We start from the raw sequence: 25118 nt of genomic DNA on the forward strand, positions 1-25118 counted from the left end.
TAACGCTAAAAAAAGAGCCAAACAGGTTGGCTCCCCTTATACCTAGGACGGTGATAATTCCCTATCTATCGTAGAGAACTATCGAAATAAATAATAATCAAGTACAACCCGAAAAAGGGTTAAAATTTTTGTAAGTACTGGCAAATTAAAAATTGTTTAATAAGCCCAAGCATTTACCTAAAGAATTTAACGTAGGGTAACGTATGGCACGCATAAAATAAATAAACAATAACAATATTTACTGCATGGCATTACAGTTAGTTATAAAAAACAATGGGGCTATTGTAGTGAAATTAAAGTTACCCGTCATGTTTTTGAACGTAACGAAAGGCAAATTTATGATAAAAAGCGTAAAAAACCCGCCAAAATGCAACTAACGGGTAATAATTACTCAATAAATTGCCCAATTTTAGACGGGATTATCGATATCGACAAAATCAACGGTCAAAGCAAGATTTTCTTTGACATAATTCCCCAATGCAAGCACACCACCTCGCTCGGTGGCATGATGTCCACAGGCAAAATAATCAATACCCAGCTCACGCGCTATGTGAGTCGTTCGCTCTGATACTTCACCGGAGATATAGGCTTGACAACCCATTTGTGCCGCTTGCTCAATCATATCCTGTGCGCCACCCGTACACAGACCAATGCGCGAAATTGTTTGATTACCCCCGGATAAATGTAGGGGCGGACGGGTTAAGGTAGTCGATAGTTTGTTGGTGAGAGCTGCAATCGACAACGGCGCTGCTAAATCCACGATATTACCAATCGGATGTTTTTCATTAGGGTATAGCGGCGACAAATCACTCCAGCCCAGCGCTCGCGCTAATTGGGCGTTATTGCCCAATTGGGGATGAGCGTCTAACGGTAAATGATAAGCCAGTAAGGAAATGCCGTGTTGCATCAACAAACGAATACGCTTGCCTTTCATGCCAATTAAAGGCGCAGGTTCCCCTTTCCAAAAATAGCCATGATGCACCAAAATCGCTTGGGCATTGTGCGCAATCGCTTGTTCAATCAATGCCTCAGAGGCTGTGACACCGGTGAGGATGTGCTGTATCGGCTGCCCACCATCCACTTGCAGACCATTGGGACAATAATCTTGGAATTCATTAATTTTTAATAGCTCATTTAACCGATGCGCCAATTGAGTCGGACTCATTGATGTCGGGGGTTGGTTCATTGTATTTTTCAAACTTGTATCTTTCAAACTTATATCTTCCAAAAAAGTCATCATATTTCTACAGTATTCAGTGTTTCATCAATTATTTGGGTAGCTTACTTGCCGTGTCATTTGGGGTGATATTATCGACCGCCTTTTGCACCACTTTTTCTTTAATTGCCTGTTTTTTCTCTGCAATTTCTTCATCGGTCAGTTTTTCCGTATGACTGATATTGTCGATATGGGGCGTAGTAGCATGCGGATGTTCTTCTGGCTGTGATGTCAGGGCAGTTTTATGTCCCTTGTTATTTTTACCATCGTTTGCAATCGGTTTATCATCATAGATAATATTACCATCGCTATCGATGAGTGCATACTTCATCGGCTGTTTACGCGGGATGAAAAAGTCAGAGGGTTGGGTCATCAAATGCGAGGCGACCAATTCAAATAAGAATTTCCACTCAAAGACTTTCACATCACGCGCGCGTAGGGCGGTTATTAACGCGAGTGAAAAACTCACCAACAAGTTAATCATACCGATGACCATCACCCCAAATAGACTGACCAAAATAATACCGATTTCTGGAAACTCGCCCGTGTTGGCATAAATGTTAAAAATCCCATGAATAAAGTTGGCAGATGCAAAGGCAATGTGGCGAATATCGATCGGTAAGCCAAAAATATAACCGATGGTCGCCGTACTACCCAAAAAGCAGCCGAATAAAAAGTTACTCATAATCGCACCCAGATTGCGCTCAATAAAATCGCTAAAACGCAATAACGTGACAGGTGTCATCATCCGTTTGAGGTTAGGCTGGTTGCGGATACGCTCACCAATTTTGTTGTGTACCGCAAGATTATCGTAATAGCCTGCAATCAATCCTGAAATATACAAATACACCCCAGCAATCGCGGCATGAAAGATAGCAAGCGAGGTAAACGGGTTGAGATCATGCAGCAAGTGCTCGGCGGTAGCTGTCGATGTTAACGGACGACCCAGTCCATACAGCCACAGGGATGAAATCAGTAGCGCAATGGGCATTGCAATTGAAATATTACCCATAATGGCAATAAACTGGGTGCGCATGATATCAACGACCAATTCTGTCAATTTGGTAAATCGTGCCGCTTTGCGTCCTTTTACCTCTGAGATGGTTGAAGCAATCGCGGCAGCCGTCATGGCAGGCTGTTTGGTCGCCACTGTACCGCCAATGATATGAATTGCCACAAAGCCAAGACCGTAAATCATACTGTTTAAAAAAGCCACGCCAAAGGGTGCCAGCGGTAAGGATTTCCCTAGGATTTTAAGGGTCGCCATACAGCCGATGAGTAGACCACCCAATGCTGCTTTTTTATACATACGGCGATAGCCCGCTTTATCGGTACTGATATAATGCTCGCCGACCTTACTGGCAGTCTCAGTCACACGGCGCGACAAGAGCGCGGTATTGATGCCAAATAAATATCTAAAACTACTGCGGTGGTATGAATCTTCATACAACGTGTTAATGAGCTCTATGATGGTTTTTTTCTTGATATGATCGTTGTCAGATAGCAGTGACACCAACAATTCAAGACGCTGCAGGCTTTGCTCAAGGCGCACCAACATATTGGTGGTACGCACAGTAATACCCGTTCGATGTATACGGCGACGGATGTTTTGCATCATGGTGCGGGCTTGGTCGGTCAACACTAAAATTTGACTGCTATCCACCTCAGGCTGGGGCATCGCTTGCTCATCCCCTGGTTGCATGCTGAGCTGGTATTGACTGACAAATTCAGCGACTTCGCGGTTCAGTGCAATAAAAGTATCTTGGTTGTCAATCGGATTGGGAAATGCCTTTATTAAATCAGCATTGAGCCCGATGCCGTTGATACGCGCCGTTAAAATAGTAATGGCTTTGAGCACATTGGCTTCAAGCGCTTGCACTAACGCTTCTTTGCCTGCGGGTACTTTAAGAATAAGTATCAGTTCAATCCACCAGCGCTCATGGATTAAGCGCACCCAGTAGCGAGTTTTTGGAGTGGCAAAAAACGCATTAAATAACCCAATCAAATCGCGGTCATCGGGTACAGAGGGTAATAGCTTTTCACCGACCAAGTCAAAAAATTGCGAAGTAAAGCCAGCGTCTGACAAGATACCCAAATCCGTGTATAGCGACACCTGACGATAACGACTAATCAAGGTAAGCATAAACACACAAAACCCTTCTGCCCACACACGATTGCTGCGCAATAGTCGAACGAATAGTGCCATCTGTTCATTGGCGGTCGTAGCATCATTTGCACGGTTGCGCAAGGTATCTAGTAGTTGTTTAAATAGCGCAACTTGCGGAAAATCACGCAGCGCATTGATTTCGTTTAGAATGGTAGTTAAACGCGCTTCTAAGGTTGGCATCACCTTTAATTGGTCTGCCATATCCGCCGCATCATAACGATGTTGGGCATTGGGTAACGTATCTTGATTATTAGGTTGCGATAAATTCGTCAAACTAACCTCGAAGTAAACAGAAAATTGAATCGTTTTTTTAAATAGGGTGAATTACAACTATAAGAAAAAATACGAAAATAGATATCTTAAGATGAAAATTTAATCGACTCATCAAAAAAAATCCATCATTTATTTGCAACAAAAATCTTATGGGCTGAGGTTTTAAAGACAGTAAGGGATAAAATAACGCTACGTGTTACCGCATTCATGTCTTCAAGAAAACAACCTAACGGATTATCCTAATTGATTATCTAGCCGCAGCGATTATACTATGGTTACTCTGTTGACTGATTTTTTTCTATGGCATCGACTATCACCTCTCAATCAAAAAGCCCCAAACAACCCAATACCGAATCAACACCCAATGAGATAACCCAATACTACTATCCAGATCCCGTGAGCCAACAGGTGATACAGCAGTGGCTGTTTATGAATTTATTGCCGTGGCAACAGTCAACTTGGCAGTATTTGACCACCCATCTAGACGCCTTGCCGCACGCAATGTTGTTTGCAGGCAATGCAGGGACGGGGAAACGCGCCTTCGTCTATCGGTTTGTCGCATGGGCTCTGTGTGAGAATCAACGGAACAATGAACAAGGTGTCACAACTGCCTGTGGGCAATGCCAGAGTTGCCAGTGGCTGATCGCCAATACCCACCCCGATCTTTATCAAATTCCCACACCCACCGTGGCGCGTGACGCGTCGCCTAAACCTAAAGCAAACAACGCCCTCGTGGCGCAAGCCCCAACCCATCAGTCAGGTTATAGCATCAAGATTGACGAAATTCGGGAATTACAGCCTTTTGTCACGCAATCGAGTGGGGGATTAAGAATCGTGGTTATTCACCAAGCGGATGCGATGACGCTAGCCGCCAGTAACGCGCTCCTTAAGACATTAGAAGAGCCTGCCGAAAATGTGTTGATGCTGTTAATTAGCGATAGTCCTTCGCAGTTACTGCCAACGATTCGCTCTCGGCTACAGGCATTTTCGGTGAGCCATAGCACCCCCGATCAGTCAATGCAAGTGATGCAGCAGTTAATGCCCAATACCGATACTGCGACGCTACAACAAGTGAGTGAATTGTCTGGTTATGCGCCTTTTTTGGCACTGCAAATGTTACACAGCGAATGGTATCAACACCGCCAGACTTGGATAAACAGCTTTCAAGCAGTTCGTAGCGGACAACGTACGCCTGTACAAGCCAGCAACTATTGGCAAAAAACGCTGACATTAACGGACTTTTTATACTTGTCGCAAGCTTTGTTAGTGCCGTTGGGGCAATTTGCCGTCGGTATCTCAGCGTCATCCAATGACTTAGATTTTGGCAAGCTGCAGCCACCACCAACATTAAAGCAAATTAGCCATTTACAGTGGGTTATCGATCAAATCTGGCAAGATAGACAGCAACATATCCAAGATAAGTTATGCTATGATAAAATTTTTAGCACCATGCTTGATTGCTAATTTATTGAATTATCTATATTACCCAATTATCTATATTATTTATCATTCACCATGCGTTGGTAACCCCATGCGTTAGTAAAAGGAACAGTGATTATGGCAATGCCATCTCGTGGCGGTATCACCACCATTAACTATGATACGATCGAAAAATTGTATGCTAGCTATCTGCCTTTTATTGAAAACGGTGCGTTATTTATTCCTACTAACCAGCAGCAACAACTAGGCAGTCAAGCCTTTGTGGCAATCACCTTGCCAAATTCGAGTGAGAGAATGCCGCTGCATGGCAAAGTGGTGTGGGTCAACCATCGCGCACAGGCACAGCGCCCTGCAGGCTATGCGTTACAGCTTGGCAAAGACGAAGCAGGGTTACGTATCAAAAACGAAGTTGACCGCCTGTTAGCGGGTCATCTCAGCTCCGATAAACCCACCTTCACGCTATAAATTCTGGAAATTCTAGAAACTGCGGCAGTTTTTTTAGCCTGTGATTATTAAAAGCCAGCGATTGCTAAAGGTGAGCTTATGCTTAATCCTGTAAGTCGCTAGCTTTTTTTCTTCTATCGCGCAATAGTTAATCATCACTCTGCGTCTTGATGCCTTTCTCATGTTTAGTCCCTTTTTTGCGTATTTTTCTATTGGTAGAAAATGAAATGCAATTTAGTCAATCCTTGTGTCAAATTACTTGTATAAAATAGCTTTCAGGCGTAAAATATACGACTATTTTTGCTTTGTTCCTAAGAATGGCATGTCACAAACGTTAACGCAACCGTCTTTTGATCTAACCGCAAGCCTGCCCGTCATCACCATTGATGGCTCAAGTGGTGCAGGTAAAGGTACATTGACGGCAAGACTGGCAAAGCTGCTGGATTATCAAATTTTGGATTCAGGAGCGCTGTATCGGATTGTGGGGCTTGCAGCCCACCAAGCGGGTTTGTTAACGAACAGCATTGACGAAACTGCGCTAGCTGATTTAACCCAATCGTTAAAAATTGAGTTTGCAGCCGCAAAAGCGGGTTCTGAGCATGTGACCGTGCTCGTGAATGCCAACGATGTGAGCGAAGTGATTCGCACCGAAGAAGTGGGTAACTTTGCATCAAAAGTCGCGGTATTCCCGAAGGTGCGTCAAGCGCTATTAGAGTTACAAAAAAATATGGCAACGTCGCAAGGCAACCCAAAAAAGGGTTTGATTGCAGACGGGCGTGATATGGGAACAGTAGTTTTTCCCGATGCGCCGCTGAAAGTTTATTTGGTCGCATCCTCTGAGGCACGAGCCGAGCGCCGAGTCAGTCAGTTAACCAACGCTGGCAAACAGGCAGATTTTGACGAAATTTTGGCACAAATTATTGCCCGTGATGAGCGTGATAGTACACGCAGTGCCTCACCGGCTAAGCCTGCCGATGATGCGATAGTGATTGATAGCTCAGCCATCGATGCTGAGCAAGTGTTTAACCAAGTTTGGCAGCTATGTGTTGAACGTGGTTTGACAATTAACTAACAGCTTTTAAAAGTTTTATCGATTTTTTATAGGCACTAAAACCAGCCTTATGTTTATAAAAAATCTTAATTTGAACCGTACTGTGCTGGACAGGCTACGGCTATACAAAGGTAAATTTTATGATGGAATCATTTGCTGAACTGTTTGAAGCAAGCCAAGTACTTGACGTAGAACGTGGTGCAGTTATCTCTGGTCAAGTAGTTGCGATTGATAGCGACTGGATTACCGTAGATACGGGTCTAAAATCAGAAGGTATCGTTGCGCGTTCAGAATTTTTGAATGAACAAGGCGAGCTTGAAGTAGCAGTTGGCGACCAAGTTCAAGTCGTTGTAGACGCGGTTGACAATGGCATGGGTCAAACCCTATTGTCACGTGAAAAAGCAAAACGTGCTGAAACTTGGAACGTACTTGAAAAACTTTACGAAAACAATGAGATCGTAACCGGTCTTATCTCTGGTAAAGTTAAAGGTGGTTTCACGGTTGATATCGGTTCAGTACGTGCGTTCTTACCAGGTTCATTGGTGGACACTCGCCCAGTACGCGACACCGCGCACTTAGAAGGCAAAGAGCTAGAATTTAAAGTCATCAAACTGGATCAAAAACGCAACAACGTCGTTGTTAGCCGCCGCGCTGTGATGGAATCTGAAAACTCAGCAGAGCGCGAAGCATTACTATCTAACCTTGAAGAAGGTCAAGAAGTGGTCGGCGTGGTGAAAAACTTAACTGATTACGGTGCATTCGTAGACCTAGGTGGTATCGATGGTCTATTACACATCACAGATATGGCATGGCGCCGTATCAAGCACCCATCAGAAGTGGTTGAAGTGGGTCAAGAATTAAAAGTTAAAGTATTAAAATTTGACCGTGAACGTAACCGTGTCAGCTTAGGTCTAAAACAACTAGGCACTGACCCATGGCAAGACGTTCTTAACAACTATCCAAAAGGTACTAACGTTAAAGCACGTGTAACTAACCTGACTGATTATGGTTGTTTTGCTGAAATCGCTGATGGTATCGAAGGCTTGGTACACGTTTCTGAAATGGATCATACCAACAAAAACATCCATCCTTCAAAAGTGGTACAAATCGGTGACGAGATCATGGTTCAAATCCTGGATATCGATGAAGACCGTCGTCGTATCAGCCTAGGTATCAAACAAACCATGCCAAACCCATGGGAAGAGTTTGATAAGAACCACCAAAAAGGCGACAAAGTATCTGGTACTATCAAATCAATCACTGACTTCGGTATCTTTATCGGTCTAGAAGGTGGTATTGATGGTCTAGTTCACTTATCAGACCTTTCTTGGACTGAAAGTGGTGAAGAAGCGATTCGTAACTACAATAAAGGTGATACTGTTGAAGCGGTCATCTTGTCTGTAGATGCAGAAGCTAACCGTATCAGCTTAGGTATCAAACAACTTAACAGCGACCCATTCAATGAATACCTAGTATCAAATGATCGTGGTGCGGTAGTAAAAGGGGTGGTAACTGACGTTGATGCCAAAGGCGCTAAAGTAAAACTGGCTGACGATGTAGAAGGCTACTTACGTGCTTCAGAAATCCAACAAGACAAAGTAGATGATGCGACCACTGTACTTAATGTCGGTGATGAAGTTGAAGCGAAAATTGTCAGCGTTGACCGCAAAACTCGCGGTATCAATCTATCAGTTCGTGCAAAAGACGAAGCAGAACAACGTGATGCCATCAAAGCATTAAGTTCAAATGCTGCGGCAGATGCACAACCAAAAACGATTGGTGACTTAATCAAAGAGCAACAACAAAACCAATAATCGGTTTTGTGAGCAATAAAAAAAGCGACTAACTTAGTCGCTTTTTTTATTTTTGCCTTTTAGGTAACAAAATGAAAGATTTAGTCTAAAAAAAGACGACGAATTTAGTGCGGTTTTGTTATAATATGCGAAGAAAAGTAATGAAATGTAATTTTTCATTATTAGAATTGTTATTAGATTATTGGATGAAATTGGACTTTAACGAAGTTTTTAAAACAATCATTCTGTAATTTAGATTACGACAGTTACGTTTAGCGTGTTAGGGGTAGTATGGAAAAAGTGTTAAACAAATCTGATTTGATCACTAGATTATCAAGTGAATGTGAGAATATACCAGAAAAAACCATTGAGGAAGCCACCAAGCAAATCATTGATTTGATGGTCGATACCTTATCTCAAAACGGACGTGTCGAAGTACGCGGTTTTGGTAGTTTTAGTTTGCATCATCGTGAGCCACGTGTGGCGCGCAACCCTAAAACAGGCGAGAAAGTTACCGTGAAAGCAACAGCCATACCCCATTTTAAACCTGGCAAAGCATTGCGAGAGGCAGTCAATCATCATCGTTAGTTGCGGTTTTGAGTCATTTAACGTTATTGAACTTACGCTATGGTTTAATATATGATTGATCAAAAAAGAGTGGACAAAAAATCCACTCTTTTTTTTGAATTATCTGTAATAATAGTGGTATTCAAAAATGTAGATTAATTAAAATAACCAAGGAGAAAACTATGCGTTATCTGTTAGCGATTTTGTTGTTCGTGGTCATTGGTTATTCATTGATGCTGGTATTGGTGAATAACAACCAAGTCGAAGTAAATTTACTGTTTAGCCAAGTGCCACAAATGAGTTTGGGGTTACTGCTGATTATTAGCATTGTTTTAGGGGTCATCGCGGGGCTATTGATAGGTGTGATTTTATTTCGTGTCTTACAGATGAAACTGGAAAATCAGCGCTTATCTAAAGAATTAAATCAAACCCAAGAAAAATTGATGCAAACACAGCATAATTATGAACAGCATTTAGCGCAAACCAGCAATGCAACGATTGCTCCTACCGCAGCCAACCCTAATTTACCACCCATACGATAAGCAATGTATGCTATCGAATTGAAAAAACGAGTCAGTTTGTTATGAATCAAGTGGCAGTACCGCAAGCAACATCACTCATTAAGTCACCCATTATTGTGGCATTAGATAACATGGATGACCGTCAGGCACTAAGCTTGGCGGATAAATTGGATCCTACATTGTGCCGAGTGAAAGTTGGCAAAGAGTTGTTTACCAAATATGGTAGTAGCTTAGTGACAGCCTTACATCAGCGTGATTTTGAGGTGTTTTTGGATTTAAAATTTCATGATATTCCCAACACCACCGCACAGGCAGTATTAGCGGCGGCTGATTTGGGGGTATGGATGGTCAATGTACATGCCAGTGCGGGGCGCACCGCCATGCAAACGGTGAAAGCGCGTTTATCGGCGCAAAACTACCAAACTTTAGTCATTGCGGTGACGGTGCTGACCTCTATGTCACAGCAAGATTTGGCTGAGGTGGGCATTACCGACTCGGTAGAAAATCATGTCAAGCGACTAGCATTATTGACGCAGCAATCTGGGCTTGATGGGGTGGTTTGCTCTGCACAAGAAGCCAATATGCTTAAAGGTTTATGCGGCAAGGATTTTCTTTTAGTCACCCCAGGTATTAGACTACCAGAAGACGCCAGTAATGACCAAGCCCGCATTTGCACGCCCAAAGATGCTATAGCAAATGGGTCTGATTATTTGGTCATTGGGCGGTCAATCACGGCAGCAGCGGATCCCACCGCCAAACTGCATTATATCTTGGATACGTTAAAATAATCAATTTCGAGTCATGTATGCCAGTACGTTTTCAAGTGTTAAGTGATTTACATATTGATAGCTATACAAGAAGGGATTTGCCGATTGGTGAAATCCCTTATACAAATGCCGATGCTATTTTAGTAGCGGGCGACACATCCAATGGGCTTTTGGGCATCGAATGGCTTATCGGCGAATCAAAGCGACTTGAGAAACCAATTTTTGTGATTGTGGGCAATCATGAGTATTTTGGTCATAATATTCTTGATTTAGATGCCCAAATAAAGGCATTGACCCAAGATACGCAAGTACATTTTTTACAATGCACGAGCTTTGAATTTATGGGTGTTAGAATTATTGGTACAACGCTTTGGACGGATTATCAATATCAACCACAAGATAATACGTTAGAGATTGCTCAGCAGTTTATGCGTGATTATCGCGAGATTTATTATGATAACCGACTGTTAACGCCCCAAGATACCGTATCTATTCATCAGCGGCAGAGGGCATGGTTGCAAAATGCCTTAAAACAAAGCCAAAAAGATACTATGCCCACCGTGGTCATGACACATCACAGCATCAGCCCATTATCTATCGCGCCAAAGTATGCCAATTTTCCCAGTAATGCGGGATTTGTCGTTGATTTGAGCGAATGGCTACAGAGCGACTTTGCGCCTGATATTTGGCTACATGGACATACCCATGAAGCGTTTGATTATCAGCAAGGTCATACACGTGTTATTGTCAATCCCAGAGCCTACCCCAATGAAATCAGTAGTACGGGGATAGTTTTTGACTGGCACAAAGTCATTGAAGTCATGGTATGATTGGCAAGTTTCCCCCAGTAACATCCCATTTAATCGCTTAAATTTTTGACCTCATCAATTTATAGTATCAATTTATGGTGCAAAGATAAAAAGATATAAGGAATGCGTATTTAAATGTCTAATTCAATCAACACCATGCCTGCTCATTTACCGCCCAGTATGATTGAATCGGTTAAGCTACTGCCGAGAAATGAGCGACTAATACTATTTACCCGTCATTCATTGCGCGAGATGTCAGATAAGAATGGCTTTGCCAGTTATGCCTTGCCACTAACACCAAAAGGTAGAGTGTTGGCGGAGTCTTGGGGGCGTTGGTTGGCTGCCAACTTAGATTACTCGATGGATGTAGATAGCATCAGTAGCCCGATACAACGTTGTATTGATACCGCGATTTTAATGCAAGCAGGGGCCGGCATCTCTAGAAATGTGTCGCACCAATCACTGTTGGTAGAGCCCGGTAGTTTGGTGGTTGACCATGAAGAAGTGAGTAAGGTATTCAAACAAATTGGTGCGCTCAATTTTATCAATCGTTTTTTGGCGGGCGATATGGCAGGGATTAAAGCGCCACATAAAGGCGGTTTGGATTTATTAGCGCTTTTATTTCAGCATCAGCCAAAGCACGGACATTTATTATTGGCGGTTAGTCATGATACGCTATTGTCAGCGTTTTTAGCGGTGATGATGGGCGTGGGTGAAATTAGCTGGGATGATTGGCCAAAAATGATGGAAGGGGTGTTTTTGTGGTTTGATGATAAACCCTTTAGTGATGCAAAAGTACATTTTATTTGGCGCGGGCAGTGCTATGAACGCCGATTGATTGAATTGTTAGACCCATTTTCACCCTCTTATCCGCTAAAAGACTAATCGATACCCAAAAAACCATAAAAATAAAGGTAGGACTTTATCCTACCTTTTTTGACACAGTCAACCTTTAAACATGTTTATGTTTTAATCAAACATGTTTGCCTTTTAAATGATTAACCAAATTTTCAATTTGCTGAGCATGATTGCGAAGTTTATCCTCAATACCACTAAATTGGTCTTTTAGCTTATCATCGACTTCATGAATACGCTGGGCAAACTCATTTTTTTTCATCTCAATGGCTTGCGTTTTTAACGCTTGCCATTCTGCAATCGTTTGTTTAAAGGCTTGTTGTTCACTGTTTAAACGATCTTTTATCACTTGAAAGTCGCTGGTTAAATTCCCTGAAAAGGTCGCAACTTTTTTCTCAGCACGTTTGAATGCCATTTCTGTTTGCGCATGCTGAATAGTAACATCTGGGACACGTTTTAAATCCCAAGTCAAACCGATTTTTGACAAGCCATAAATAATCCATTTACTAGGATCATATTGCCACCATTTTACCCCATTGCGATAGTCGTATTGGAAAAAGTGGTGGTAGTTATGATAGCCTTCGCCCCAAGTGAAAATCGCCAGAATCGGATTATCACGCGCGGTGTTGGTATCGGTATAAGGACGGGTACCAAACATATGGCAAAGCGAGTTGATAAAGAAAGTAAAATGATGGCTTAACACCAAACGCAGTAGCCCTGCAAGTACTAAGGTACCTGCAATATCACCCACCATCCAACCAAACAACGCTGGCAAGCCAATATTGGCCAATAAAATCCACAGGGCATAATATTTATCTTGCGCCACTAACACAGGATCAGCTTTTAAATCTGGGATATTTTTGTAGTCATAATGGCCGCTTGGGTAGTTTTTGAGCATCCACCCGATATGTGAGAACCAAAAGCCACGCTTGGCAGAGTAGGGGTCTTGATAGATATCATCGACATGGCGGTGGTGTAAACGGTGTCCTGCACACCAGTCAAATACCGAGCCTTGAACAGCTAAGGTGCCGCCAATCAGAAGGAACCATTTGACAATCGGATGCGCTTGGTAAGTACGATGTGACCATAAACGGTGATAACCAACTGTAATACTTAACCCATTCCAAGCCATAAAGAATGCGAAAATTGCCCAAACTTGCCAACTGACGCTATGTGTCCACAAGTAATAAGGTACAATCAATAAAGCCGCCAAAGGCGTGCTAATTAAGACAAACGCAGGGATCCAATTGATGGGCGCGTTTTCAAAAGATTGAGGTTGTGCCATAGAGATAAATGTCCTGAGGATGATCAAAATACGACATGTATTTTTTTAATCATTGACGCTATATTGTACTGAAAAAATGGAAAAAAGTGAACACATATACACTCAAATTCCCGACAATTTTGCTAAATTGATATCGATAAACTTACTGTAATATGAATGCTTTAGCCAAAAAATTCAATTAAAAATTTTAGCTACAAAGATATTTTAGACGGACGGTAAAGTTTTGGTTTGACAAATCATCCGAAAGCAAGTTTGCCCCTCACTTCGTACATATTCTAGATTGGCATAGTTTGCCTGACAAAAGGCCTGCGACAAATAAAGCCCCAGACCCGTGCCCTGACTATCGGTGGTAAAAAACGGATTAAATAAATACTGAATATTTTCTTTGGCAACGCCGTGACCCGTATCTATCACATCGATATGGATAGATTTGCCAGATTCATACACTTCAAGGGTGACAAAGCCGTGGGGCTGGGTTTTGCTACTAAAACGCAGCCCGTTATTGATGAGGTTGACCAAAATCTGTGCTAGCTGATAGTTATCAAACATAAAGCCTTTATCAGTATGGCAGTGCAGAAAAATATTCTGCCCGCTAAAGTTTTCTTGTATAAAATCGTTTAGCCAAGTTTTGGGTTCAATATAAACAAAATTAGGGCGCTGCTGACGAGATAATTTAAGCACATCTTCGATGATTTTATTGACCCGAATGGTTTGGTGATAAATCATCTCATATAGCAGGATATTATCATCGGATAAGCCACTGTCAGCCTCATTAACTTCCTCCATTAATAATTGACTGGCTTGGCTAATGGTTGCCAGCGGGTTACGAATCTCATGGGCAATACTGGCGGATAATTGCCCCAGCGACGCAAGTTTTAACTGCTGCGCGCGGCTAAACTCGTGGCGTAAATCTTCAATAAAAATAATGGCATATTGCTGTCTTAATTGGGTGATACGAAGTCGCAAGTCATTAAAGCTTTGGTGATTGGGCTCAATGCCAACGGCCAAAGGTGTGCTAGCAGTCGCTGCGCCGAGCCGCACTATTAAAGTTTCTTCAGGCTCTTGGATGATGGGTGCAAGTCTTGCGGCTAATAAGGGGGAAATGTCTAGTAAATTAAAATTATCAAGGGCCTTGGGCAGATGTAGTTGTTCGAGTGCGGTATCATTGGCGATAAAAATTTCTAAATCGTGGGATAATACCACCACCCCTTGATCAATGATTTGCACAATTTTATTATTGATGGCATTTAGCGCATTGACTTCATTGACTTGGCGCTCAGAGAGCAGCTCAATTTGTTTAAGCCGTTTGGATAACGTATAACTTAAATAAGCAACCCCGATAAAGCTAATCGCCATCGAAGCCACGTTGTTAACCAGCGCGTAGTTCACATCGTTTTTTAGGGTTTGATAAAACTGCTGATAAATAACCAGCGTGATGGCAAAAATAGTGAGCAAAATAGCTTGGTTGGAGCGCACCAACATAAAGGCCGCCGCAACTTGCACCAAAAACAGCAAAATCACTTGTAAATCATTACCACCGCTAAAATACAACATGGTAGTGAGTACCAGCGCATCGACAGTTAGCCCGACCATCAACAGCGGATTTTTGGGATAAAAATAATACAAAATAAATAAAGCAATACTAAACAAAAAATAGAAAAAAGTGGGAAAAAGATTAATCAATACCCAATAGTCATGCTGGGCATTTTTTAATGCCAACATAAAACTAAAGGAAAAAAAGATAGCAATAATAATACGGTAACCATTGTAGACGTTACCGATTTTTTTGGTTTTATCGTGGGTGTTTGGCTTGTCAAATAGCGATGAAAACGCAGGATTGGTAATCATGGTTTAGGGTTGAACTAAACCATGACGCATAGCCAAATGGGTAAGTTTGACATCACTGTCGATATTAAGCTTTTCAAAAATACGATAGCGGTAGGTATTGACTGTTTTGACACTCACAAACAACTGATCGGCGATTTGCTGTGGACTTTTGCAATTGACCACCATCATCGCCACCTGCATTTCTCGCTCACTTAGCGCATCAAATGGCGACTCTGAATTGTCAGTGAATAAAATATCAGCAAGCTGCTCGGCAACATCGGCACTAAAATAACGCCCGCCTTGGTGGACTTTTTTGATGCCTTTAATCATCTCATCAAGCGGTGTCCCTTTGGTGATATAGCCACTCACTCCTGCTTTGATGAGCATGGATGGGTAGGGCTGCTGAACCAAAGAGCTGACCGCCAAAATTTTGGTGTTTTTATCGGTTTGCAGCAAGCGCTTGGTGACTTCTAACCCGCCAATGGTAGGCATATTGACATCAAGTAATACCACATCGGGTTTTAATTGTTTGGTTTTGATAATCGCGGTTTCACCATCGGCAGCCTCACCAATCACATCAATGTCAGGGCTATCTGACAGCATCCGTACGATGCCCATCCGGACTAAATCATGATCGTCAACGACCAATACTCTAATCATCATTTTTTATCTCCACCGCGCTTATCTTTGCTTATCTTTATGCCAACAAAGTTTTGTATCAACAAGACTTTATATAAAAAAGAGTCAGCTAAAGAAAACTCATTTTTCAAAAATAACTGTCTATCCCCAAGTTTTTATATTAGCACAGTTAACGATTTAAGACGTGAGTTAGTGTCTTAAATGTGACGAGATTTTTTGTTTGGGTTATGGGTAAATTTAGGTAGGCAAATTTGCATACATGACTAAAATTCGCTTAACTTGCCCAATAGCTTTATAATAGTCAGCATTCAACCCTTTATTACTGCTAAAAAAATGCGAATCCTATTATGAGAATTAGAAAGCTGTTTAAATTTGAAAATGCCCATATCGTGCGCAATTGTAGCTCCGATCGCTGCAAGTACTCGATTCATGGGCATAGTTACCAAATCGAGCTGATTTTAGAAGCGCACCGCCTCGATCACGGGCAAATGGTGTACGATTTTGGGCTGTTAAAATCATCGATCAAAGACATCATTGATAGTTTTGATCATGCTATTTGTTTTTGGGATAAAGATGACCCCGACTATATTGACGCCTGCAAAAAATTTAGCGCGCGCTGGATTAGTTTGCCTGTTTCGCCTTCGGCAGAGCAGTTTAGTCGCGTGGTGTTTTTTTGGGCAAGAGAAATCTTAAAACAAACCCAAATGCAAAACGGCGAAACCGATGTTAAAGTGTATTCCGTCATCGCCCACGAAACAGCCACAGGTTATGCACAGTGCTTTGAAGACGATGTCGATAATGCCCAAATGGGCGCGTTGACGCTGGGTGATTTTGAATTTAGCGAGCAAGTAAAAGCCGAATGGCATGACCCAAACATGTATGACAAATTAAAAAAAGGCGAGAAATTTGTCAATCCGACAGTGGTGTTACAAGTTGACTAAGCTGTTGGTATCTGACGGGGTTGTTGTAACGATTTTTGATTTAGGACAAACATTGGGCAAGTTGGGAAATTAATCGACATGAATAAAACTATCCTCCTAAAATCCGAAACCGACACCCAAGCCTTAGCTAAAGAGCTTGCCGAAATGAATGTGACCGGTAGCGTTTGGCTGTCGGGTGATTTGGGTGCGGGCAAGACCACGCTTACCCGCTATTGGCTACAGGCAATGGGTCATACAGGCGCGGTAAAAAGTCCGACTTTTACCCTGGTTGAACCTTATCGTATTACGCAGGACGATGGTACAATTAAGCCGGTTTACCACGCCGATTTATACCGTCTCAATGATCCTGGAGAATTGGAATTTATCGGTTTTTATGAATATCAAGATGAGCCAAATAGTTTGGTGATTATTGAATGGGCGAGTCGTGCAGCAGGCTATTTGACGCCGCCCAATGCCACCCTTGATATCAAACGCCTGGATGACGAACAACGAGAAGTGACGATAAGTTTTGCCTGACAACCGTATTCATAAATTATCCCCACTGCTTATCAACCAAATCGCCGCTGGCGAGGTAGTCACGCGTCCTGCTTCTGTGGTCAAAGAACTGATTGAAAATGCTATCGATGCCAACGCTACTCATATTCGCATCGATATCGAACAAGGCGGGCTTGGGTTGATTCAAATTAGTGACAACGGCATGGGGATTCATCCTGATGACATGACGCTTGCAGTCACTCGCCATGCTACCAGTAAACTTGCTAATGTCAATGAGTTGGTTGGTATTCATAGTTTAGGCTTTCGCGGCGAGGCACTAGCGAGCATTGCAGCGATATCGCATCTGACATTAACCAGTAGTCACAACGACAGCGGGATAGGGCAGCAGCTGAGCGTGAGCGGTAGTGAGGTAAGCCAAGCTACTATTCGTCCTATCGTAAAACATCGCGGCACGTGTGTCAGCGTTCGCGATTTGTACTTCAATGTGCCAGGCAGACGCTCGCACCTAAAAAGTATCGCCACAGAATTTGCCCATATTGAACAAGTCGTGCAGCGATTAGCGATTAGTTTTGCCGATGTGCAGATTGAATTATATCATCAAGACAAGTTGCGTTTTAGCTTGACGCAGTCAGCCCAAGCCCCTCACCAAAATTTAGAGGGTGCTGCATTGCCTTTTTTGCCCGCGTTTAGTTTGGTGCGCCTTGAACAAGCGTTAAATTTGCCATTGGCTAACATTGCACAGCCATTTTATTTATCGCTGCAAGGTTTACAAGCACAGACAGAGGAGTTAAGTGCCCAAGTCACCGGCTGGTTTTTTATCGCCCATAAGAATAATCTGCCAAAACTGATTTATATCAATCATCGTTTGGTCAGTGATATGGCAATTAGCCAAGCCATACAAAAAGTGGGTCGCAAGCTAGGGATTGGCATCGATAATTCGCTACAAATGGGCTATGCGTTGTCTTTTGAGCTGCCTGCCGAGTGGATAAATGTCAATATTCACCCGAGTAAACAACAAGTCAAAATCCAACCATTGACCAATATATTAGCTTGGTTGTCTCAGCATATGCTAGAGCAATTGCAGCCTAAAATGACTGAGTTAAATACCCTGCAACGGCAAGCTTGCGTGACAAAAACTGATGACAGTAACGTCGATAAATTTCAAAAATTGCCTACAGGTGAAGCTACGTCCATTCAGTATATAAAGACCGGTGAGAAACCCAACGCCACCCATGAGCTAACCCATGTTGCCGAAAATCAGTCGATTTATCAGGTGGCAAGAAAGGGTGCTGTTGATAGGTTAACGGATAGCGACGCGATACAGCTAGTAACCTTATTTGAAAACAAGCATGAATTTGAAAGACAGCATCAATGTGAAAACCAGCATCAAACTTTTGCTTTAATTTTTTGGCAAGGATATTTTTATCTGATTGATTTACAATATCATCATATAGACAGTGATGATAAAGCCTATGTTCAATCTTATTTGAATCAAGCTGATTTTACCCACATTGCCGATAATGCCATTCGAGTCAGTGAAGCTGACATGCTACAATGGCTGCTGTCGCAGTCGCATTTACCTAATCCCTAGTTACCTCCCTATTCACCTTAACAATCCCCAGAATAAGCTATGATAACAGCCGATAGACAAGACGTGATTTGCCTTATAGCACCTACTGCCAGCGGCAAGACAGCGTTGGCGTATGAACTCTACGAAACAGGCAAATATCGTCTTATTTCGGTAGATTCTGCCTTGATTTATCGGGATATGAATATCGGTACTGCCAAACCGACACGTGAAGAATTGGCACACTATCCACATGCCCTCGTTGACATCATCAGTCCTGAGCAAAGTTACAGCGTTGCGCAGTTTGTAAGCGATGTGGACTATCATATCAATCTTGCTCATCAGCAAAATAAAACACCTGTGCTGGTGGGTGGTACCATGATGTACTATATGGCACTGATTCAAGGTATCAATGATATCCCAGCAACCTTGCCTGAGATTCGCCAACAAGTCACCCAACTGATTGCCAAGCAGGGGATAGAACAGCTACATGCTTATTTAACCCGGGTAGATCCCATCCTTGCTAAGCAACTCAAAACCACAGACACCCAAAGAATTGGCAGAGCGGTGGAAATCTATCTACAAACAGGCAAGCCATTAAGCGCTTGGCAAAACCAGCCCGCTAGGGCGTTAGCCGACAATCCAAATCAGCGTTGGCAAGTTTTAGCCGTGATGCCAGATCGTGATTGGTTACACAAGCGCATCGCACTTCGGTTAGATATCATGTGGCAACAAGGCTTTTTGCAGGAAGTGATTGCCCTGCGACAACGATATCACCTCAGGGCTGATCTGCCATCCATGCGCTGCGTTGGCTACCGGCAAGCTTGGGATTTTTTAGAAAAAATACAAAATACAACATTGTTTACATATGATAATAATGAAGAAAATTTTCATGATGATGTGGCGCGTTTTTTACTAAACACGCACAGCTCCCCAATTCAAGATTATAGACAAACTATGCAAAATGAGGCATTATATGCTACAAGGCAGCTAGCAAAACGCCAATATACATGGATGCGTAAGCTGGTTAGCACACAACAATTGGTTGAGCGTTTTGATATCAGACCCTTGGCAACTATTGATCAAGCAAGAAATTTGCTAATAAAAACAAGTTAACAGCAGTGACATGCTTGGGTGATACTATTTGAGTGCTTATCTAATATGGTGATTCGACAATCCATATTAAGCTAATAAGGTATAATTAAAAATTCGTTTAAAAATATAATAATTTAACCAACTTTCTGTTTATTTCTGGGAGAAACCTATGTCAAAAGGTCAAACACTACAAGACCCTTTCTTAAACTCTTTACGTAAAGACCGTATTCCAGTGTCTATTTTTTTAGTCAATGGCATCAAACTTCAAGGTCAAATCGAATCTTTCGATCAATATGTGGTATTACTCAAAAACACCGTCAGTCAAATGGTCTACAAACACGCCATTTCAACGGTAGTACCTGCCCGTAATCCCCGTTCAGCCACGCCAATGCCAGGGGCAAGTGGATACGGCCAATCTAGCCAACTGGGCTTTGGTCAAACAGGCGGTTTTGAACCACAAGGCTATGGCGCAAATCGCACAGGGTTCGCTAATCGTGCGGGCTTTGGTGACCGCGGCTTTGATGGTGGTTATGACAATGACCCACGTGGCTATTCGCACGAGCGTACAGGGTTTGCCCAAGCACCGTATGATCGCAGTGGTTTTACTGACCGTGGTTTTGATAGCGGCTATGACACTATGAATTTTGAGCCTGCCAAAGATGATACTAATTTTGACGATGATGCCAACGGCAATGGTGAAGACAAGTATTAATTTTTAAATTCTAAACATGATATTACGTGGCGAACCCTATCAGTGTTCGCCATTTTTTATAGCTTTTATAACTTGTCTTTTATAGTTTATTTGGAACTGATTTAGCAATGCCTAGATTGTTAATATAAACTCGATGAAATGTTGTCAAAATATGTATTTTCGGACTTATCCCGTGAATATTGGCTTAAATTGCGCTATGATACAGTTTGAAAAATTTTAAATTTTAGCTTTTAAGGTTGCTGATGGCTGAGCGATTAAGCGCACAAAAAGTGATTTTGAAAAATTAGTGAGGAATTATCTTGGATGCATCGGTTGATTATTTAAAGCATGCCAAAGACGCTATCAAAACAGAACAACATGCTTTAGATTTGCTGATTGAACAGCTAGATGAACGATTTGTGACCGCTTGCCATTTGATTGAAAACTGTCAGGGGCGTGTAGTGGTGACAGGCATGGGTAAGTCAGGGCTTATTGGTCGCAAAATTGCAGCGACTTTTGCCTCAACGGGAACGCCGTCTTTTTTTATGCATCCTGGTGAAGCAGGTCATGGCGACTTAGGCATGTTGGTCAAAGGCGATGTGTTAATTGGCATCTCGAACTCAGGTGAGTCAGATGAAATCCGCACGTTACTGCCCGTGGTAAAAAAACTGGGTATTCCGCTCATTAGTATCAGCCGTGACAAACGTGGTATTTTACCAAGATCTGCCGATGTGGCGTTGACTTTAGGGGCGTCTGAAGAAGCCTGTCCCCTTGGATTGGCACCGACATCCAGTACTACAGCTACTTTGGCACTGGGAGATGCGTTAGCGGTTGCGTTGGTGCATAGTAAGCATTTTACCTCAGAAGATTTTGCTTTATCACACCCTGCGGGGGCATTGGGTCGCAAATTATTAACCCAAGTAAAAGACTTGATGCATGTGAATAATCTGCCAACCATTCATGAGCACTCGACGCTTAACGAAGCCTTGTTCAGCATGACGGGTGGCAGACTGGGGATGACGGTGATTACCAATGCAAACAATCAAGTCGTGGGCGTATTCACCGATGGCGACTTGCGCCGTGGCTTAGCGCGCCAATTGGGGCTTGATACGCCGATTAGTGAGGTGATGTCAACCAATCCAAAGTCCGTCAATCCTGATATGCGTGCGTCTGATGCGCTGACATTAATGAATGAACAAAAGATAAATCAGCTATTAATCATTAATGATGATAAGACTTTAGCGGGTATTTTGACCTTGCATGAGCTACTGCATGCGGGTGTGAATTAATAGGCTTAAAATAACTACTTTTAAAGTAACTAGGCTTACAATAATAAGGATAAGGTCATGCAAAGTCTGCTCACTAAAGCAAAAAACGTTAAACTATTGGTCATGGATGTGGATGGTGTGTTGTCCGATGGAAAAATTATCTATGATGCCAACAGTGTTGAAACCAAAGGCTTTAATGTTCAAGATGGCTTTGGTATTCAGCGTATTCACCAAGCAGGTATTCAAACTGCCATTATAACGGGTCGCACTAGCGCCATTGTCACGCATCGCGCCAAAGAATTAAAAATTACCCATCTAGTGCAAGGGCGGGAAGACAAATTGACGGCGCTCAATGAATTGTTAGCTAAGATTGGTATCTCGCTAGCAGAATGTGCTTATATCGGTGATGATTGGCCAGATATCAAAGCCTTGCAATCCGTCGGATTTGCTGTAGCCGTGGCAAATGCTAATGGCGAAGTCATCAAACGGGTCGACATGGTTACCACGCGCTCAGGCGGAGAAGGGGCAGTTCGTGAGTTATGTGATTTGATTTTAAAAGCAACGGGTCATTACGATGATATTTTGGCCAGTTATGTGGTTTAGGTCATATAACTTGGTTTAAGGGATTTATGCTAAGGGATTTGTTCTAAGTGATTTTTTTTGAAAGTGGTTTAGTTTAAGTGATTTGTTTTAAGTGATTTGGCGTATGCGGCTTAGTGTGGTAACGTCCATTTTTATCAAATTTTTTGGCAATGTTAGGTGGCAATCGTGTCAACAAAAACGCTATTTATTTTAGGCTTATTATTTATTATCGTATCGGCCTATTTTTATACGCAAAACGATGCTCGCTTGACCCAAGTATCACTCAAACCGACCGATATTGATTACCAAGCAGAGCAAATTAAAGCGCTACAAACGACCGAAACAGGTAGTGTCGGCTATCAGTTAACAGCGGCGCAGGTAACCCATTACCAAAATGCCAATACCGCCGTGATGTCCAAGCCACAGATTGTTATCCGTCCAAAAAATGAGCGTGAAGTAACCTTGGTGGCAGACCAAGCGCAATTGGATGAAAATAAGCAGATTGCCAAACTGATAGGTAACGTGACCTTAACTAGCGTTCCGTTGCTCACCCAAAATACCAGTATGTTGAATTTGCCTGTTAAAATGATAGGTAAAAACTTTGTCGGTGATTTGGTCAATAATACAGTGATGACTAATGAACCGCTGACCTTTATCCATGGGAATAATCGGTTTGATGCCAAACAATTTAGTGGTGACTTGGCAACGGGTGATTACGGTTTTGGACAAGTGAGTGTGATGATTCAACCTGCACAGTAGCTAACCCTATCTCTATGGAGTAGAGTGGCTACTGTTAAGACAGCAACTCAGTTGCGATGTTGACGGGACTTAAGTGAGTATCAAAAATCTTTAACTTCGGTGCTAATTTAATCTATATTGTTGATTTTAAAATTTTTATATAAAAGGTTTAACATGATTGTGGTGAAGACTCGACAATTAATAATGGCTGGCGGTGTGGTAGTTGCTGGCATGCTTGCGGCATCGAACGTGGCAAACGCCCTGCCATCAGACGCCAATGAGCCGATTCGGTTGTTGGCAGACAAAGCGACGTACAGTGAGCGCTCTGGGGTGACAAGCTATACAGGCAACGTCACCATTACCCAAGGCACACTCAAAATGGCGGCTGATAATTTAACCGTCAATTTGACGCCAACCCGCGCCATCGAAAGTGCAGTCGCAACAGGGCGTCCTGCCACTATCCAACAAATTGTGACACAAGAAAAGGGCTTAGCGAAAGGTCAGGCGAATCGAATTGATTACAATGTCAAAACAGGGCTTGTCACCCTCACGGGTAATGCGCGTTTGACCCAAAATGGCGGTAGTTTTTCTGGCAATGTCATCCATTACAGTCTAAAAGTGGGTGATATTGAGGCAAAAGCAGGGAATAACCAACGAGTTGAGCTGGTGTTTCCGCCACAAGCGAGCAACCGTGTGGGCGTTCGTAATCGCTAGTATTGTTTAACTTGCTTTCGCTTTGTTCATTGCCATTGTTTAGTTCTAGGATTTATTATGTCGCAACCGCAAGCCAACCAGACTCTAATCATGCAGCACCTTGCCAAACGCTATGGCAAGCGTTGGGTGGTTAAAGACGTGTCTTTTTCCGTAGAACAAGGGCAAGTGGTTGGGTTACTCGGTCCAAATGGGGCGGGTAAGACTACCAGCTTTTATATGGTCGTTGGTTTGGTCAATATGGACAAAGGGCAGATACAGCTGGGCAATCAAGATTTGTCGGCATTGTCCATGCACGAGCGCGCCGCATCAGGCATTGGCTACTTACCGCAAGAAGCGTCAATTTTTCGCAAATTAACCGTTGAAGAAAATATTTTATCGATTTTGCAGACTCGCACAGATTTGGATAAAGCGGGGCAGCAGCAGCAACTTGAGCAGCTGATTGGGGAATTTAATTTGGGTCATGTGCGCCACTCATTGGGGATGAGCGTTTCTGGCGGTGAGCGCAGACGTTGTGAAATTGCCCGTAGCCTTGCCTCAAATCCCAAGTTTATTTTGCTTGACGAGCCTTTTGCGGGGGTTGACCCGATTTCAGTAGGCGATATCAAAGAAGTAATTATTAAGCTCAAACAGCGCGGCATCGGCGTGCTGATTACCGATCATAATGTGCGTGAGACTTTGGCTATCTGTGAACATGCCTATATTGTCAGTGAAGGACAAATTATTGCGGCAGGTACGCCAGCGCATATTTTAGACAATGAGTTGGTACGTAAGGTCTACTTGGGTGAAAACTTCATGGTCTAGCAAGCAGGGTTTAGTAAGATGGTTGCAAGCAAAACGTGATGACCACCAAAGCACGCATTTGGCAAGCGATTTTATTTGAGACAATCGCCATACTGCTATCATTAGGCTGGGTAAAATTACTCAGCCTTTTTGGCTTTACGGGTAGTGAGTCGCAGCATAACTCAAGTATATTGGCGCTGCTGATTGGCATTTCGCTCATCGCCATGATTTGGACATTTATTTATAACTTATTGTTTGATAAATTTTTTACCGGTGAAAAACTGGCTCGTCCGATATGGCTAAGGGTACTGCATATAGTGGGGTTTGAAGGTGGCTTGTTGGGCTTTACCTTACCACTGGTCATGTGGGTGATGAATATTGGACTGTGGCAGGCGTTTATGCTCGATATTTCGTTGACCTTACTTATTTTGGTGTATGGGTTTATTTTTTACTGGATTTATGACCTGGTCGCCCATAAATATAGTCGCAAATAACAGCAATCTTGCGTGTCAAAACTTGTGTGCCAAACATAGCTCGCTATCCCTAATTTCATTGCATTAATGTCATCGTATTAATTTCATCGCATAGTTTAT

The 25118-nt window shown here is 42.6% G+C and carries 25 protein-coding genes; 20 read left to right on the forward strand and 5 right to left on the reverse strand.

Annotated features, from left to right (window positions below):
• Positions 1–409: 409 nt before the first annotated feature.
• Complete coding sequence (locus RT422_RS01000; RefSeq protein WP_409520086.1) at positions 410–1186, reverse strand: Nif3-like dinuclear metal center hexameric protein; 777 nt, start codon at positions 1184–1186, stop codon at positions 410–412.
• Positions 1187–1268: 82 nt separating this feature from the next.
• A complete protein-coding gene (locus RT422_RS01005) occupies positions 1269–3656 on the reverse strand; it encodes a recombinase (RefSeq protein ID WP_313420928.1) in 2388 nt (795 codons plus the stop codon).
• Positions 3657–3956: 300 nt separating this feature from the next.
• On the opposite strand from RT422_RS01005, the gene RT422_RS01010 reads away from it, so the two are divergent.
• The 9 genes from RT422_RS01010 (at position 3957) to RT422_RS01050 (ending at position 11933) form a co-directional block, all read left to right on the forward strand.
• On the forward strand, positions 3957–5120 hold the full coding sequence (locus tag RT422_RS01010) for a DNA polymerase III subunit (RefSeq protein ID WP_313420929.1): 1164 nt from the start codon (positions 3957–3959) through the stop codon (positions 5118–5120).
• Between the two features lie 93 nt (positions 5121–5213).
• On the forward strand, positions 5214–5561 hold the full coding sequence (locus RT422_RS01015) for a pilus assembly protein PilZ (protein ID WP_138019005.1): 348 nt from the start codon (positions 5214–5216) through the stop codon (positions 5559–5561).
• A gap of 301 nt (positions 5562–5862) precedes the next feature.
• Positions 5863–6612, forward strand: a complete 750-nt coding sequence (cmk, locus tag RT422_RS01020; RefSeq protein WP_313420933.1) for a (d)CMP kinase — start codon at positions 5863–5865, stop codon at positions 6610–6612.
• Positions 6613–6734: 122 nt separating this feature from the next.
• Positions 6735–8405 carry a 30S ribosomal protein S1 gene (rpsA, locus tag RT422_RS01025; protein ID WP_313013348.1) on the forward strand — a complete coding sequence of 557 codons (1671 nt, stop codon included), beginning with the start codon at positions 6735–6737 and terminating at the stop codon, positions 8403–8405.
• 270 nt (positions 8406–8675) lie between these two features.
• Entirely contained in the window at positions 8676–8972 is a 297-nt protein-coding gene (locus tag RT422_RS01030; protein WP_007116365.1) for an integration host factor subunit beta, read from the forward strand.
• Positions 8973–9133: 161 nt separating this feature from the next.
• On the forward strand, positions 9134–9493 hold the full coding sequence (locus RT422_RS01035; RefSeq protein WP_313420935.1) for a LapA family protein: 360 nt from the start codon (positions 9134–9136) through the stop codon (positions 9491–9493).
• A 41-nt stretch (positions 9494–9534) separates the two neighbouring features.
• Positions 9535–10260 (forward strand): orotidine-5'-phosphate decarboxylase, encoded by a 726-nt coding sequence (gene pyrF / locus RT422_RS01040; RefSeq protein WP_284034412.1) that lies wholly within the window; start codon positions 9535–9537, stop codon positions 10258–10260.
• 17 nt (positions 10261–10277) lie between these two features.
• A complete protein-coding gene (locus RT422_RS01045; protein ID WP_284034413.1) occupies positions 10278–11069 on the forward strand; it encodes a metallophosphoesterase in 792 nt (263 codons plus the stop codon).
• Positions 11070–11183: 114 nt separating this feature from the next.
• Complete coding sequence (locus tag RT422_RS01050) at positions 11184–11933, forward strand: histidine phosphatase family protein (RefSeq protein ID WP_284034414.1); 750 nt, start codon at positions 11184–11186, stop codon at positions 11931–11933.
• 88 nt (positions 11934–12021) lie between these two features.
• Here the strand turns inward: RT422_RS01050 and RT422_RS01055 are convergent, their stop codons facing one another.
• From RT422_RS01055 to RT422_RS01065, 3 genes are all read right to left on the reverse strand, one after another.
• The gene (locus RT422_RS01055; protein ID WP_007116360.1) at positions 12022–13188 is read right to left on the reverse strand and encodes an acyl-CoA desaturase; all 1167 of its coding nucleotides are present in this window, start codon (positions 13186–13188) and stop codon (positions 12022–12024) included.
• A gap of 204 nt (positions 13189–13392) precedes the next feature.
• Complete coding sequence (locus RT422_RS01060; RefSeq protein WP_313420939.1) at positions 13393–15036, reverse strand: sensor histidine kinase; 1644 nt, start codon at positions 15034–15036, stop codon at positions 13393–13395.
• Positions 15037–15039: 3 nt separating this feature from the next.
• Positions 15040–15675 carry a response regulator gene (locus RT422_RS01065; protein WP_040403691.1) on the reverse strand — a complete coding sequence of 212 codons (636 nt, stop codon included), beginning with the start codon at positions 15673–15675 and terminating at the stop codon, positions 15040–15042.
• 326 nt (positions 15676–16001) lie between these two features.
• On the opposite strand from RT422_RS01065, the gene RT422_RS01070 reads away from it, so the two are divergent.
• The 11 genes from RT422_RS01070 (at position 16002) to RT422_RS01120 (ending at position 25019) form a co-directional block, all read left to right on the forward strand.
• Positions 16002–16595, forward strand: coding sequence for a 6-pyruvoyl trahydropterin synthase family protein (locus RT422_RS01070; RefSeq protein ID WP_007116356.1), 594 nt, complete (start codon positions 16002–16004; stop codon positions 16593–16595).
• Positions 16596–16673: 78 nt separating this feature from the next.
• On the forward strand, positions 16674–17111 hold the full coding sequence (gene tsaE, locus RT422_RS01075; protein WP_076774430.1) for a tRNA (adenosine(37)-N6)-threonylcarbamoyltransferase complex ATPase subunit type 1 TsaE: 438 nt from the start codon (positions 16674–16676) through the stop codon (positions 17109–17111).
• Positions 17104–18681, forward strand: a complete 1578-nt coding sequence (mutL, locus tag RT422_RS01080) for a DNA mismatch repair endonuclease MutL (RefSeq protein ID WP_313420942.1) — start codon at positions 17104–17106, stop codon at positions 18679–18681. The genes tsaE and mutL overlap by 8 nt, the downstream gene beginning before the upstream one ends.
• Positions 18682–18720: 39 nt before the next feature.
• Positions 18721–19773, forward strand: coding sequence for a tRNA (adenosine(37)-N6)-dimethylallyltransferase MiaA (gene miaA, locus RT422_RS01085; protein ID WP_060994786.1), 1053 nt, complete (start codon positions 18721–18723; stop codon positions 19771–19773).
• Between the two features lie 148 nt (positions 19774–19921).
• A complete protein-coding gene (gene hfq / locus RT422_RS01090; RefSeq protein ID WP_313420945.1) occupies positions 19922–20464 on the forward strand; it encodes an RNA chaperone Hfq in 543 nt (180 codons plus the stop codon).
• 299 nt (positions 20465–20763) lie between these two features.
• Positions 20764–21732: a KpsF/GutQ family sugar-phosphate isomerase gene (locus tag RT422_RS01095; RefSeq protein ID WP_313420947.1), complete on the forward strand. Its 969-nt coding sequence runs from the start codon at positions 20764–20766 to the stop codon at positions 21730–21732.
• Positions 21733–21789: 57 nt separating this feature from the next.
• Positions 21790–22314, forward strand: a complete 525-nt coding sequence (locus tag RT422_RS01100) for a KdsC family phosphatase (protein WP_062334430.1) — start codon at positions 21790–21792, stop codon at positions 22312–22314.
• 165 nt (positions 22315–22479) lie between these two features.
• Complete coding sequence (gene lptC / locus RT422_RS01105) at positions 22480–23052, forward strand: LPS export ABC transporter periplasmic protein LptC (protein ID WP_313420949.1); 573 nt, start codon at positions 22480–22482, stop codon at positions 23050–23052.
• A gap of 183 nt (positions 23053–23235) precedes the next feature.
• Positions 23236–23745 carry a lipopolysaccharide transport periplasmic protein LptA gene (gene lptA, locus RT422_RS01110; protein ID WP_099834480.1) on the forward strand — a complete coding sequence of 170 codons (510 nt, stop codon included), beginning with the start codon at positions 23236–23238 and terminating at the stop codon, positions 23743–23745.
• Positions 23746–23802: 57 nt separating this feature from the next.
• A complete protein-coding gene (gene lptB / locus RT422_RS01115) occupies positions 23803–24546 on the forward strand; it encodes an LPS export ABC transporter ATP-binding protein (protein WP_099833710.1) in 744 nt (247 codons plus the stop codon).
• Positions 24547–24584: 38 nt separating this feature from the next.
• Positions 24585–25019, forward strand: a complete 435-nt coding sequence (locus tag RT422_RS01120) for a PACE efflux transporter (protein WP_099833711.1) — start codon at positions 24585–24587, stop codon at positions 25017–25019.
• The last annotated feature ends 99 nt before the right edge of the window (positions 25020–25118 follow it).

The organism is Moraxella sp. CTOTU49803, assembly GCF_032097965.1.
GTDB lineage: Bacteria > Pseudomonadota > Gammaproteobacteria > Pseudomonadales > Moraxellaceae > Faucicola > Faucicola tetraodonis.